Origin of the sequence: Bacillus sp. N447-1, assembly GCF_022701035.1 — a bacterium.
Classification (GTDB): domain Bacteria; phylum Bacillota; class Bacilli; order Bacillales; family Bacillaceae_G; genus Bacillus_A; species Bacillus_A cereus.
This window is the reverse complement of sequence record NZ_CP065509.1, coordinates 5256072-5270364: the sequence shown is the minus strand read 5'-3', so window position 1 is coordinate 5270364 and position 14293 is coordinate 5256072. Positions and strand designations below refer to the sequence as shown.

Genomic DNA, 14293 nt, shown 5'->3' with positions numbered 1-14293 from the left:
TCGCTTACTAAGTCAAACCATTTTATGTACTATAAAGTAACAATTATTTTATTATCTACGATAGTTCTAAAATTGGTGTAATTTCTCATCATATTATTACCATATGCACTAACTGCTTCATTACCACACACCATACTTTCATAGTTATCTTTAAATTCTTTTTTTATTGACTCTTCCAAACTGTCATAGTATCTTTTGATAGCTTCCTCTGCCAATTCACACGACCCGTGCGTTAATATAAAATTAATATCTACCATATAACCCTTTTGAGGATAAAAACCCCTTTCAACAACCTCTTTTACAAAGTTGTTCAAATCATTCGTACACCTTTCTACAATTGGCATAAATACACTATTTAACCAATTAGTGAATTCGTTAACTGTCCGCTCCCACTCTTCCTCATTTGCTATGTTCCAATATAACTGACCGCTTGGTACATTGCACTGACGTGTATTAATATGAAATATTTTATCTTCAGATTTTAAAGGAAGAATTGCGCATTCACCATAAAATACTACGTTTTTATCAGATATATTATTCCAACTTGTATAAAAGAGTACCTTATAAATGAAATTTTTATCTTTTTTACTCATCCAATGACCAGATTTCGAATATTTCCAGCCATTATCTAAATACTTTTCAGATATTAGATTACATACGCATTCAAATGCTTTATTAGCTTTCACATTACCCCTCCAATAATTCCATGCAATTTCCAATTATTTTATATTTACATCATTTAATACAGTTCCAACTAATTCTCCATATGAAAAATCAACTTCATCAAAACATGTTTCAAAACAACTACTTATATTTACCTTTGCATATTTCATATTCGCTTTAGAAAAATCCGCTTCGCCAAACCTACAATCTGCAATATGTATTTCCTCTAAATTACAGCTCCTGAAATCAGCAAACTCAAAATCACAATCAAAAAAAGATGCTCTCATTAGTAAAGAAGCTCTTAAATGGACTTGTTTTGCCATGATACCCTCTGCCATCACCTCTGACAAATCTGAAAAAGTAAGATCTAAATCACTCATATCTAGTCCATCTATAACCTCATCATTGTATTGAGATCTATTTAATATTTCCATGACTCTTATTCTATCATTACCATTCTCATTCATTATTACGATCTCCTTTCATTTAGCTTTTCAGATAGTCCTTCCAAGCAATATTTGGAGAATAAGTTACACCCATTTGATCTTCATCAAAACTTGGTATAGCCATTACTTGTGCTGGTTCCAAATACTTCATTACTTGTAGCCAATTATCAAGTAATGTATCACTATCACTCCCTAATGGATTATTTAAAATATCAATACAAAGCCCACCCCAATCTAGCTCAGATACCACAGCTGGACTATTTTGTAATAATTCCTTATCAAACATTTCTAAAATATGACCACTAAAGTATGTTCTAGCGCCTATCCCTAAGGGACCGTTAGGAAGAAACCTAACCGGTATTGGCTGGGAAGATATTTCCATCCACATCTGTAAACGTTCACGGTCGGTATTCCACGGATATGATAAAGGCCAAAAATTTGAGTTACTCCGTAACTTGGTTTCGCAGCTTCTGCGATTTGATCAGATAACTCAAAAAAAGCAGACCATAATTTTTTAGGTATTGATTTATGAAACTCAAACTCTAAAAATGAACGATGGCTCCAGTTAACTTGAAAACGTCCTGTGTAGTTCACAGATTTATCACGATACAGGTAAACTTCTGATACTATACGCTCTGAAACTACTTTTTCCAGAATTTCCTGACGGTTATATTCTACCCGTACCGTTTCACAGTTGCCCCAATGAGTAGGAGCAAATTTTTCATTTGACTCAAACACATCCAAAAGACGACCTAATAATTCTTCTTCGTTAAAAGATACTGTAGGATACATTGTAATTGTGAAAAAATCTGGTTTCATGTATATCCCCCTTAATATTAAAAAATATAGTCACATAATAATTTTTATTCACAGCTTTTTCCACCTACCTCCACCAGGTAAACGTGTATTGTTCTCCCATTTATGAGTCACTTTACCGCTATTTGGATCAGTGTAGTAAACATCACTATCCTTACCCAAAGGCCCACTTGGTCTTGGATGAGGAGGAATCCCATTCAAATCGGGTTTATCGCTTGATATTGTCACAATATGACTTCCATTTTTATCTTCGAGCATCTCTCTTTCAGCTCGCATTTGACTGTCATTATGAATAACGTGTTTTTTGTCACTTATTTTGTGTTTGTGATCATGAACTAAATCGATTTCATCCTTAGCATTACGACCTATACTATCTGGACGCGTAAGATGCCCTTCACTGGATGTATACGTAACAACCTTGCCAGAGTTATTGTCCTCTAATGTACGATTTAGGTGTTCTCCCAAGGCTTTTCTCCCTTTTATTTCTTCTTCTCTTCCACGCTCTTGACTTTTCTTTAAATTTTCACGCTTAACATCCCACTCTTTACGTTCTAAAGGCTCTTTTGTTTCTTCACAATGACGATTATACCTAATGTTATCTGCTTCCTTATAATCCCCCCGTGCTTTGGCTTCATCTATTTTTATTCGATAGTATTTTTCTCTTTCCGGGGTTAGTTTAATTTTGTTTGGGTTTGCGTTACTACCACCACTACCCTTAGCAAGTTGATAAGCGTCATCCTTAGCTGCCGTACTTGCCTTTGAAAACTTTCCAGCTACTTCTCCAACAGTTGAAGATTCTATATAAGGAAGCCTCACTCCTATTCCAGTATCCACCATCCTAACTGCTACTGGAATAGGAGTATTTTTCATAGCATCTAGTGCATTCTTTAAAGTCTTATTTTCCTTAAGCGATTGTACCACATTATTTCTACGCTAAAACACAAAAAAGCACTTGCTGCCTCAAATAGACAATCAAGTGCTCTAAATTCAAATAATATTTTCTAAGAGTTTAATTTATTGATTATATAAGACACACACGGAACCAATAGCAATTTTTCAACAATATTATTTTGAATTAATAATTGTATTAAACGGTTCTTAATTCAAATACCCTCTATTTTAAGCCCTAAAATCAGTTAATCAGTACTAGATATTTTCAATATATCCCCTAATTCGCCTAACAGTTCTATGTTTTTTAAAGCCAACTCAACAGGTATGTCTTTCATTAGCACGAATGGTAATTGTTTTGATCCTTTTAATAAGTCAAACAATCCCTTTTTGATGATAAATACCTCTTGTATTTTCTTTAAATCCATAGCCCCTCCTACTGGTGGACTTACCAATATAAGATTACACAGTTTTTCCTTAAACACTTCCTGTTCTTCGTCCACACAGTCAATATCTATCGCTCCGTCATTTATCCACTGTATTAAATTCTCACTTACTGTGGTTGCATAATTCGGATCCATAATCCCCGAATCAACTTGTACTAACTCTGTTGCGTTTTCATTTGCATTCATTAACAGTATTTTGCCTCCACCATTACTTCCTACAGCAACATAACCCTTTGCATATTCATGGACTTCATATGTTTTATTCATTTCATCTATTATATCCACTCCAAATATAACGACTCCATTATCGGACACAAAACCATTTGTATGCTTTAGTAATTGTTTATAAGCATTAGGGAGTATTAATCCCATTTCCTCTTCAATTTTTTTAATTTCATTTTCATCAACTGGAGAATATAATTCATAAGTTGACAATTTTTGAACATTTATCATTTAAATCCTCCTAATCCATCAAAATATCTATATGCTTCTCGCATTACTTTTTTTGCTACTTTTAAATCTACACCCGCTTCAATCATTTCTTTATAGCTAATATTAAATTCGTATATTATATTCGTACTAAAACCTTCATTCCTTCTTCTAGCTCTTTGAAGAGCGGATATTATAGCATGTGGTTCACCAGAGGTAGATTTGAGTAATATTGATGGTGCTTGTCGACTGCTATAATTATTACCGCTTGTTTTAGCCCATTCATCTTGTATTGCGTGATGCGCTTGTACCAATCCATCATTTTTTGTATTCCGAAAACCTAGAGCACGATTCTTATTTGGACTCATTTTTTTATACAAGTCAACATCTTCAACAATATAACCTCCATTTTTAAGTTGACTCCTAGTGGACCTTTGCGGAAATGCAATACCGGCCCTTTCATTAATATTAGCATGGAGCTGTTCAGAAGTTAATTCGCCATATTTCCCTCTCAAATATTCTAATCTGGATTCTCCCGTACCCTTAGTTAAAACAAAAAGCGATAACTGGATTTCCAATTATCGCTTACTAAATCAAACCATTTAGTTCACTATAAAGTAACAATTATTTTATTAGCTATAATAGTTTTAAGGTTGGTGTAATTTCTGATCATATTATTACCTTATGCACTAACGGCTTCATTATTATACTTTCATAGTATCTTTTAATATCTTACTATTCCTTACTTACAAGTATTCTCTCGATTAAAGTCAAATGCTGCTTCAACGCCATTTTTCATTAATTTTTGTAATAATACATCAAGTCCATCTGTGTAATAACAATGGATTTCTTCTTTATATAATGGTAATAATGTATGGAAGTATATTGGCCAGTCACCCTCTATTCTTTTACCATCTTCACGAAATTCCATTTTGAATGCACCTGAACATTGTGGAAGCGGTGGTACCACCATAACACCGGAAAATTTTGTTTCTTCACTATATGGATGAATTGGCGCATTTAGATCTTGTTCTGCTCCACCTAACTGGGCTACATATGAATTTTTTAAATATTCCTTTGATTGATTTGGAAATACAAGCCACTGCCCCAACCAATATCCATTTCGCATTACATCTTGTCCAAAGTCCTGTAAAAGGCGTAAAGGCCAAGCATATTTCGAACTCGCCAAAGCGGCTACTGATACATCCCAATCCTTAGGTAGATGCATGACAAGCTCTGCATAACCACTATCTACACTCGATGGAGCTGGCATACGGAAATAGCTATTTCGATACGTTACTACTGTATGAAAATCAACCATTTTATTTGGTCCAACATCATATAATTCTACATGGGTGATTATTTTTGTATTGGCTTCTATATGATTCGTAATCATTCCATAATGTAGCTGAATATGTGACTTAAAATCTTCTATTGACGTTGGGCGTATCATTGGATTATTTTCTATTTTTTGTTCATCATTTTTCTCATCAGATTTCCATACTAATTCAAACTCAAATCCTTTTAGTTCACTTTTTGCAACTCTCTCTTTAAATTCGTTTGATACGAAAGTTTGTACAGATACAATCGGAAAATCTCCATATTTATGCTTTGTATTCAATGTACAAAAAATATGCTCCCCCCTAATTTTCTCTGTAATAAATGCAAATTTATCAAATCCACCAAAATCATCAGGGTCCGCATTCTCATAATCAATACAATCTAATACATTTAATACATTTACTGCATAACATTCGTATCGTTCATGAACAAGTGGAAGAATTTCAACTTTCCTTTTAATTAAATCAAATACTACTTCTATCGCTTTTTTTGTAAAAATAAGTGGTATTTCACTTAATAAATCTGATGGTTCCCCCTCATTTAAAAGTTTCATTTGCAGTGGATCCCATTTATCAATTACTGATTGACCTTGAAAAGCATTATCAAAGATTTCTTGTCCTTCCTCATTCTCACACTCTAATTGATCAAAATTAGAATTGCTAATATTTTTCCATATTTTCATTAAACTACTCCTCTTAATCTTTATATAGGAATTCTATTTTCCCGTTAATAAATTATTTCTAGTATTCTCTATAAACTTCAATATCTCTTCACGCTTAAGCTGTTTTGTATATCTGTTAAAAACCAGTACAACGTAATATTATTGTATGAAATAGTTTCTGCAACTCTATTAAAAACCAACGTTTATCCTATTCATATCTAAAACATCGAAAATACCTTTCCAAAGCATTCATTTCATCTAAGGAATTTTCAACAAAATATATTTTACCATTACTAGCTCTCTCTATGAAAAGGCAACAACCTGCTTTTTCAACAATTCATAAAATATATATTTGTATTTTTAACCCAAAAGATATAATTCTTTTAGAGTTTCCATAAAATCAGAATCCTTCTTTACTCCAATCATATTAATCAGATCATAAAGTTGGCTTAGTTTAAAAGAAAATTATATAGAACAACTACGGCTCTATTTAACTTTCTAGATTTATTTATATGAATCTTAGAGTCACCTTTTCCTAAAAATAATACATTATATCTATCATTTGTGCTTTTTCTAAAATTATTCTGTCTGGCTTAAGTGCATAAAAAGAATAATACTGTTCATCTAAAAAGTTTTGAATATTACTTAATGGTGTTGTATTTTCAATCTCATTTTGAACATTTTCATCATATTTTCTTACTTCTAACTTACTTTTCGAAAAAATATATAAAGCCACTGCTGATTTATATTTACCTGAAAATACATCTACTTTGTATTCTTTTCCTCTAACAACTTCAAAAGCTCATACTGATTATTTACTTCATTGAAAGTTAACTTAACAATAGCTTCAGGATAATCATCTCCACTTACTGGTGCAACATAAATAATATCTTTTTCCCTTTAATCATTTTAAATTCGGTTTCAATTAAATTGTATATACCAATTAAGTCCATATTTTACACTCCATTATGGGTTTATTAATTTTAATCTCTGCCCATTCTTCTACGATGTTATCCATCGTTTCTATTAATTGAATTCAAATTGTTTATATAGCCTGAAAAATCACTCAATAAAATCATAACATGCCTATCCATTAAAAAAGCACTCGTTGCCTTTAGTCGACAATCAAGTGCTTTAAGTTTCATCTGTTTTTAAGCAGCATAAATTTGTAAGTTTTGTAGTAACAGTATGACACCGTTTATATGTGGTAACAACTACTACGTTAAAACTTACGAGTTTGTACGAGTTCGTTAGTTTAGTATACATTCCGTGTGTTTATATTCATCACTCAGTAAAATGTCATCTCGCCAAAGCTCGTACTTCTTTTTCTTTTCTATCATTGTACATAGTACTCCATGATGGTACAACCATCATGGAGTTTATTCTTCAAAATAGCCATTTCTTTTTCTACCCACTTCTCATATATGCTTATGCATGTTTACGTTAAACCACTATAAACTTTTATCATATATGGTATTGCACTCAATTTTTTGTATCTTCAAGATTTTTAAGATGCTTTTCTAAGTATTTTTTCCCTGAATTACTTTTAGGCATAAGACCAAGATGTTCATATTCCCAAATAATCATTCTCTCGTGGGAATTTTCATCTGAAAGGTCATCATAATTAAAGTCAATATTAAACTTTCCTGTATTATCAAAAATCATATTGAAATTTGTCCAAGCTTCTTGATCATTATCAATAAACTCTTTCTTCATTCTCTTAATACAATCTAACAAACGATGCCACTTCTTAAAATATTCTTCTTCTGGGACATTAAAGAGTTCAACAATACTATGACTGTAAATAGGAGTACTATTCTCTTCAGGATAGTACTAAAAATATGACTCTTGAGCACCTTCCCCAACCTCACCATACAGGTAAACCTTAAACCACTTCTCTGGAATTGTATCAATTACAACCTCTGCTATTTCATTGTATAACTTGCTTAATTTTTCATCATTCATCTAGTTTTCCTCCTGGTACATTATCAAAATTCTTCAATCTCCATCTATCTTCATCACCAATTTTATATCTAATAACAAAACTGTCTGGACGTTTTGAATTCCCGCTATAATTCGGCGTTATTTTCACCCTAACTTTATCACCATCATTAAGAGCATTAGCCCATTCATTCTCTAGTTTTTTCCATTCTCCTCTGTTTAAGTTACTATTCATTGGAACTAAATTATCCATATTACCAGAGCCTTTAAATATAGTTGCAATTAAATGTCCGCCGTCATCATCATCCAAACGATCATTCCCACCTACCACTCTCTGAGCGTAGTTATTCCGCTTACCATCACCTAATTGAAGGCTACCCTCGCAACTTGCAACACACCCTTGACTATCTGTTGTATATGTATATCCTTCTTTACTTGTTCAACATTTTGCTTTAATATCTTTTTACGTTTTTCCCTAGCATATTGTTCTCCATAGTTTACTTTTACAGGCCCTTCACCCGTACCCTTAACCCCACCACTCTCCAAATTCGAGACCCTACTCTGAATACTCGCCTTTGAGGCATCATGGGCTTCTTGGAATTTTCCGCTATAGTTCGTTCCAGTTCTAACGACACTTCCATCTGGCAGTATTTCTACACTTTTAACGAATGGGGATACGGAGTCCGCACCTTTCGCTAATGTATTTTCAATTATATAATACTAGTAATTTTTGTTAACCTTAATTCATAAAAATAATTTTTAAACATTTATAACATGCCTATCTAATAAAAAAGCGCTTGTTGTCTTTCGTAGACAATCAAGCGCTTTAAGTTCATTTGTTTTTAAGCAGCATAAATTTATAAGTTTTGTAGTAACAATATGACACTTTTTATACTTCATAACAAATACTATGTTAAAACTTACGAGTTTGTACGAGTTCGTTAGTTTCATATACATTCCATGTGTTTATATTTATCGCCCGATAAAATGTCATCTCGCCTAAGCTCGTACTTTATTTTCTATTCTATCATTGCACATAATACTCTATGATGGTACAACCATCATGAGTCATTATTTTCAAGCTTCTCATTGTTTTTCTGTATCACTCAAAAATCTTTTTGGAGTTCCTTTATCTAGTTTTAATCATGTGATTTGTCTAGATAGATGTATTAGTGAAGCATACCCATAAATTCAGCAAATGTATCTGCAACATGATGACTTACTGGTTCAAGTTCAGCAGAATTCTCATGATCCCACACACAAACTTTCGGGTTACTTCTTGATTCTCTAAAATCTAAACATAAAAAATCACCGGCAAATAATACAGCAATTGGTAATAAAGCTACTCCCAGTAAATCTCCATCATCTGTAAGTCTCTCATCTAGCTGGGTCCATGTTACATCAATATCAAACATACCTATTTCAATATTTTCTGGGGCTTCAAGAATACATAAAAACCTAATAACTGCATAGCTATGGTTATTACACACAAAAGATTTCTTTTCTGGGGAACCACCATTATTAACTTTTATGAAATTCTTATAATCTACCGGTAGTTGAACTCTCCAAAATTCTTCTTTCTTTAATATTAAACTATCAGACGGTAACGGATAAATTATAGATTCTTTTTTAATTTCCATTCAAAACACTCCTTTTTTATTATCTTGGCGCATCTGCCCACATTCCTTTAGTCCTTCCACCATTATGAACAGTAATACCATGGATTCCGTAAGGAACTAGTTGCATTTTCCCTGGTACTTCAGTATGATGCCACGTATAAGAACCATTTTCCACCATAGCCCTTATATCCTCTGGAAGCCTGTTATTCAACCAGTCAAATTGCTCCACATCTCTTTTTAACCATAAATCTTTTGGAAGTTCATCTTTATGTACTACTAGACCCAGTCCTTCAAAATCAGCAAATCCATAGCGCATACCTTCTACTTTTTTCACTTCAACTTTCGGGATAAGACCTAATTCTTCAGCTCTTTGTTTTATCATTTTCCTTTTATTACTTGTTAATTTGTTCCCACCTTTAATATTATTGGCCCAAGACCAGTTTTTAATATCTATTACCTCAATATAATGTCGAGCATAATCATCTAATACATCATCAAAATTCTTAGTTCCGTTAATAAAATCAGCTATATTATTTAAATTAACTTCACTTGCTGTCTTACTTCTATCCCCCGTACCCTTAACCCCACTACTCTCCAAATTCGAGATCCTACTCTGAATACTCGCCTTAGAGGCATCATGGGCTTCTTGGAACTTCCCGCTATAGTTCGTTCCAGATCTAGCGACACTTCCATCTGGCAGTATTTCTACACCTTTAACGAATGGGGTTACGGAGTCCACACCTTTTGCTAATGTATTTTCAATTATATAATATTCCCGACTTAATCTATCTAATAATCCTTAAAAATAATCTATATTGATTTTCACTAATTTAGTAATCTCTAATATCTCTACGAAAAAAGCACTCGCTACCAATAATAGGTTTTCGAGTGCTCAAATGTATATACTTCCCATCATATTTAAATCATTTTTAAGATTTGTTCCTTCACATTTTCGTCAAACTTGGCTCCTTCTACCTGTGCTCCCTTCCAAACTACATTGTCTAGTTTGGCACCGGTAAAATTCGCATCCGTGAAATTCCCATTTAAAAGGTTCGCTCCTGTTAAATCCGCGTTTGTAAAATCTGTATTTCTAGCATCTACTTCTGATAAATTAGCATCTTCTAAATATGCTTTTTCAAAGTTACCTTCTGTAAGATTCGCGTTGCTGAAATCCGTTCCCGTACAGTCGGCCTGTTTTGCATCTATTTTATATAAATTTGCTTGTCGAAAAGTAGCATGATTTAATATTGTTCCAACTAATTCTCCATATGAAAAATCAACTTCATCAAAACATGTTTCAAAACAACTACTTATATTTACCTTTGCATATTTCATATTGGCTTTAGAGAAATTAGCTTCACCAAATCTACAATCTGCAATATGTATTTCCTCTAAATTACAGCTCCTGAAATCAGCAAACTCAAAATCACAATCAAAAAAAGATGCTCTCATTAGTGAAGAAGCTCTTAAATGGACTTGTTTTGCCATGATTCCCTCTGCCATCACCTCTGACAAATCTGAAAAAGTAAGATCTAAATCACTCATATCTAGTCCATCTATAACCTCATCATTGTATTGAGATCTATTTAATATTTCCATGACTCTTATTCTATCATTACCATTCTCATTCATTATTACGATCTCCTTTCATTTAGCTTTTCAGATAGTCCTTCCAAGCAATATTTGGAGAATAAGTTACACCCATTTGATCTTCATCAAAACTTGGTATAGCCATTACTTGTGCTGGTTCCAAATACTTCATTACTTGTAGCCAATTATCAAGTAATGTATCACTATCACTCCCTAATGGATTATTTAAAATATCAATACAAAGCCCACCCCAATCTAGCTCAGATACCACAGCTGGACTATTTTGTAATAATTCCTTATCAAACATTTCTAAAATATGACCACTAAAGTATGTTCTAGCGCCTATCCCTAAGGGACCGTTAGGAAGAAACCTAACCGGTATTGGCTGGGAAGATATTTCCATCCACATCTGTAAACGTTCACGGTCGGTATTCCACGGATATGATAAAGGCCAAAAAATTTGAGTTACTCCGTAACTTGGTTTCGCAGCTTCTGCGATTTGATCAGATAACTCAAAAAAAGCAGACCATAATTTTTTAGGTATTGATTTATGAAACTCAAACTCTAAAAATGAACGATGGCTCCAGTTAACTTGAAAACGTCCTGTGTAGTTCACAGATTTATCACGATACAGGTAAACTTCTGATACTATACGCTCTGAAACTACTTTTTCCAGAATTTCCTGACGGTTATATTCTACCCGTACCGTTTCACAGTTGCCCCAATGAGTAGGAGCAAATTTTTCATTTGACTCAAACACATCCAAAAGACGACCTAATAATTCTTCTTCGTTAAAAGATACTGTAGGATACATTGTAATTGTGAAAAAATCTGGTTTCATGTATATCCCCCTTAATATTAAAAAATATAGTCACATAATAATTTTTATTCACAGCTTTTTCCACCTACCTCCACCAGGTAAACGTGTATTGTTCTCCCATTTATGAGTCACTTTACCGCTATTTGGATCAGTGTAGTAAACATCACTATCCTTACCCAAAGGCCCACTTGGTCTTGGATGAGGAGGAATCCCATTCAAATCGGGTTTATCGCTTGATATTGTCACAATATGACTTCCATTTTTATCTTCGAGCATCTCTCTTTCAGCTCGCATTTGACTGTCATTATGAATAACGTGTTCTTTGTCACTTATTTTGTGTTTGTGATCATGAACTAAATCGATTTCATCCTTAGCATTACGACCTATACTATCCGGACGCGTAAGATGCCCTTCACTGGATGTATACGTAACAATCTTACCAACGTTATTATTCTTTAGCTTACGGTCAAGATATTCTCCTAAAGCTTTTCTTCCTTCAATAAAATCCTACCATTAGTTTTCAGGAATATATAAATTATCCACAAATTTAGAGAAACTTTTAGAAATTAGTCGGATGTATTCCTCTCTTAACTCGTTATCTTCTTCAAAGTAATCCATATCACAATGATATACACTACCTCTCTCTTTCCCATCAATTGATAAACAAATCAAACTCCCCGCTGGGTCAATTCCAATTGGAAGAAAATTACTTGGTACCACTTGCATCAAATTATACCTTCTTAATTTCTCTTCTAGATTTATTTCATTTTCTATTGATAGAGGAAAAAACATTGAAACAGACGATGTTATTACGCCTTTCTTAGTTGTATCATTAGTTTTAAATCTTCGTTGCTCAGTTTTCCCTCCATTTTTAGACAGCAAAAATTGTTTATAATCATCAGGTAACAATATACCATACTTATTTTCGAAATATTCGATATCTTCAATGCCAATAGGGGTAAAAGTATATTCAAAATCTAAATTCCTCATACAATTAACCTTCTTTCCTGTTCATTTTGTTTTTCTCAATCAGAGTATAATCTCTCAATCAATTCAGAAAAAGAGTCGCATATTAATTTAATTTTATCCTCATTCACTGATTCCTGATCATAGAAAACTACTGACGGAGAATCTTTAGTATCACAGTAATTAAAACAAATAAGTCCCCCAAATGGGTCTCTTGCAAATGGAATAATACCTTCCGGAAGTGAAGTTAATTCATAAACAACTTCTATATTTGCATCTCTGCTTGTAAAACTTAATAGACAATCAAAGACTGCTCCACCCTCATCATCATTAATATCATAAATATTCGGCTCAGGATAACCACCGTTATTTTTTTTAATGCATTCACGGTAGTCATCTGGAAATCTGACACAAAATGAATTCTCCACAGCAATAATTACTTGCTCATCTATCGCTCCATCCGTAAATAGCCAAGTTACTCGGCTCATTTTATCATCTCCAAAATAATTTCCTTCAATTTACCTGTTCTACCGTCATCTCCACCACCCCAAATTGCTCTACCACCTGTATGACCCGCAACCTGATGTTCATAATAATCAACAAGTTGCATTTTACCAGTCTCTTGATGATGATGCCATGTGACTGATTTTGGCTTCTTACCTAATTTGAATAACTCAATATCTGTTTGGCTGAATTGTTTTGCTAAGTTTGGATCTTTCATTATATCGTCCTATATTTTTTGTGAGAGATATTTTAACTGCACAGAGTCAGGCTCTATATGATATGACTCTGATAAAGATGTTTCATATTTTGAATCGAAAATTGGGTAACCATCTTTATCATATTTAACTTTATAAGTTTCCACATTTTTCTTGAATTTAAATGTATAAGTAGTAATTCCTGTGGAATCATCTACTACTTTTTCTTCAAAATCTCTTGGTTTATTAGGTTTTCTACTATAAGGAGGTAAATCTCTAGCTGCTTTTGTCATAGCTTCTTCATATTCTGCAGTTCTTTCATTAGTCGGTTTAATTTTTTTAGTTTGAGTACCTTCACCCGTAACCTTAACCCCACCACTCTCCAAATTCGAGACCCTACTCTGAATACTCGCCTTTGAGGCATCATGGGCTTCTTGGAATTTCCCGCTATAGTTCGTTCCAGTTCTAGCGACACTTCCATCTGGCAGTATTTCTACACCTTTTACGAATGGGGTTACGGAGTCCACACCTTTTGCTAATGTATTTTCAATTATATAATACTAATAATTTATGTTAGCCTGAATTCATAAAAAATAATTTCTAAAAATTTATAGCATGTCTATCTAATAAAAAAGCACTCGTTGCCTTTCGGAGACAATCAAGTGCTTTAAGTTCATGTATTTTTAAATAGCATAAATCTGTAAGTTTTTTAGTAACAGTACGACACCTTTTATATGTCATGACAACTACTACATTAAAACTTACGAGTTTCTATCAGTTCGTTAGTTTAATATGCATTCCATGTGTTTTGAAGTATGCACTTTTTAATAGCCTACTTTTTTCCACTGCAAATACACTTTATTTTCTATTCATCTACATATATGATTGTTATCTTTAACCAAGTACCACATTTTTAGCATTCTCATGTATAAAGTATAGTTTTAGCATTTATAAAGTTACTGTAATCCA

12 protein-coding genes and 5 pseudogenes are annotated in these 14293 nt (G+C 33.1%); all 17 read right to left on the bottom strand.

Annotated elements, in window-relative coordinates; translation table 11 throughout:
• Nucleotides 1–29: 29 nt before the first annotated feature.
• Nucleotides 30–686: a hypothetical protein gene (locus IQ781_RS27015; protein WP_088054561.1), complete on the bottom strand. Its 657-nt coding sequence runs from the start codon at nucleotides 684–686 to the stop codon at nucleotides 30–32.
• A gap of 36 nt (nucleotides 687–722) precedes the next feature.
• Nucleotides 723–1130, bottom strand: a pseudogene (locus IQ781_RS27010) (pentapeptide repeat-containing protein); the annotation flags it as partial.
• A gap of 19 nt (nucleotides 1131–1149) precedes the next feature.
• Nucleotides 1150–1928: pseudogene (locus IQ781_RS27005) on the bottom strand (hypothetical protein).
• Nucleotides 1929–1976: 48 nt separating this feature from the next.
• On the bottom strand, nucleotides 1977–2846 hold the full coding sequence (locus IQ781_RS27000; RefSeq protein ID WP_242808206.1) for an ADP-ribosyltransferase: 870 nt from the start codon (nucleotides 2844–2846) through the stop codon (nucleotides 1977–1979).
• Nucleotides 2847–3061: 215 nt separating this feature from the next.
• Nucleotides 3062–3712 carry an SMI1/KNR4 family protein gene (locus IQ781_RS26995; protein WP_000611384.1) on the bottom strand — a complete coding sequence of 217 codons (651 nt, stop codon included), beginning with the start codon at nucleotides 3710–3712 and terminating at the stop codon, nucleotides 3062–3064.
• Nucleotides 3709–4203 (bottom strand): hypothetical protein, encoded by a 495-nt coding sequence (locus tag IQ781_RS26990; protein WP_002026138.1) that lies wholly within the window; start codon nucleotides 4201–4203, stop codon nucleotides 3709–3711. The genes IQ781_RS26995 and IQ781_RS26990 overlap by 4 nt, the downstream gene beginning before the upstream one ends.
• Nucleotides 4204–4430: 227 nt before the next feature.
• Nucleotides 4431–5711 (bottom strand): suppressor of fused domain protein, encoded by a 1281-nt coding sequence (locus IQ781_RS26985; protein WP_242808205.1) that lies wholly within the window; start codon nucleotides 5709–5711, stop codon nucleotides 4431–4433.
• Between the two features lie 1461 nt (nucleotides 5712–7172).
• Nucleotides 7173–7655, bottom strand: a pseudogene (locus IQ781_RS26980) (antitoxin YezG family protein).
• Nucleotides 7648–8345: pseudogene (locus IQ781_RS28350) on the bottom strand (DNA/RNA non-specific endonuclease). The pseudogenes IQ781_RS26980 and IQ781_RS28350 overlap by 8 nt, the downstream one beginning before the upstream one ends.
• Before the next feature lie 45 nt (nucleotides 8346–8390).
• Nucleotides 8391–8582 (bottom strand): hypothetical protein, encoded by a 192-nt coding sequence (locus IQ781_RS26965; protein ID WP_071743237.1) that lies wholly within the window; start codon nucleotides 8580–8582, stop codon nucleotides 8391–8393.
• A 218-nt stretch (nucleotides 8583–8800) separates the two neighbouring features.
• Nucleotides 8801–9271, bottom strand: a complete 471-nt coding sequence (locus IQ781_RS26960; protein ID WP_000403325.1) for an SMI1/KNR4 family protein — start codon at nucleotides 9269–9271, stop codon at nucleotides 8801–8803.
• A 19-nt stretch (nucleotides 9272–9290) separates the two neighbouring features.
• Entirely contained in the window at nucleotides 9291–9989 is a 699-nt protein-coding gene (locus IQ781_RS26955) for an HNH endonuclease (RefSeq protein ID WP_074555386.1), read from the bottom strand.
• Nucleotides 9990–10168: 179 nt separating this feature from the next.
• A complete protein-coding gene (locus IQ781_RS26950) occupies nucleotides 10169–10882 on the bottom strand; it encodes a pentapeptide repeat-containing protein (protein WP_074555389.1) in 714 nt (237 codons plus the stop codon).
• Nucleotides 10883–10901: 19 nt separating this feature from the next.
• Entirely contained in the window at nucleotides 10902–11681 is a 780-nt protein-coding gene (locus tag IQ781_RS26945; RefSeq protein ID WP_000801403.1) for a hypothetical protein, read from the bottom strand.
• A gap of 492 nt (nucleotides 11682–12173) precedes the next feature.
• Nucleotides 12174–12650, bottom strand: coding sequence for an SMI1/KNR4 family protein (locus IQ781_RS26940; protein WP_139847135.1), 477 nt, complete (start codon nucleotides 12648–12650; stop codon nucleotides 12174–12176).
• A 35-nt stretch (nucleotides 12651–12685) separates the two neighbouring features.
• Nucleotides 12686–13114, bottom strand: a complete 429-nt coding sequence (locus tag IQ781_RS26935; protein ID WP_139847136.1) for an SMI1/KNR4 family protein — start codon at nucleotides 13112–13114, stop codon at nucleotides 12686–12688.
• Nucleotides 13111–13851, bottom strand: a pseudogene (locus IQ781_RS28345) (HNH endonuclease). The gene IQ781_RS26935 and the pseudogene IQ781_RS28345 overlap by 4 nt, the downstream one beginning before the upstream one ends.
• Nucleotides 13852–14293: the final 442 nt, after the last annotated feature.

Coding starts and splice junctions, on each gene's coding strand:
- IQ781_RS26995 (WP_000611384.1), bottom strand. CDS start 3,712: ATGATAAATGTTCAAAAATTGTCAACTTATGAATTATATTCTCCAGTT.
- IQ781_RS26985 (WP_242808205.1), bottom strand. CDS start 5,711: ATGAAAATATGGAAAAATATTAGCAATTCTAATTTTGATCAATTAGAG.
- IQ781_RS26965 (WP_071743237.1), bottom strand. CDS start 8,582: ATGAAACTAACGAACTCGTACAAACTCGTAAGTTTTAACATAGTATTT.
- IQ781_RS26960 (WP_000403325.1), bottom strand. CDS start 9,271: ATGGAAATTAAAAAAGAATCTATAATTTATCCGTTACCGTCTGATAGT.
- IQ781_RS26950 (WP_074555389.1), bottom strand. CDS start 10,882: ATGAATGAGAATGGTAATGATAGAATAAGAGTCATGGAAATATTAAAT.
- IQ781_RS26945 (WP_000801403.1), bottom strand. CDS start 11,681: ATGAAACCAGATTTTTTCACAATTACAATGTATCCTACAGTATCTTTT.
- IQ781_RS26940 (WP_139847135.1), bottom strand. CDS start 12,650: ATGAGGAATTTAGATTTTGAATATACTTTTACCCCTATTGGCATTGAA.
- IQ781_RS26935 (WP_139847136.1), bottom strand. CDS start 13,114: ATGAGCCGAGTAACTTGGCTATTTACGGATGGAGCGATAGATGAGCAA.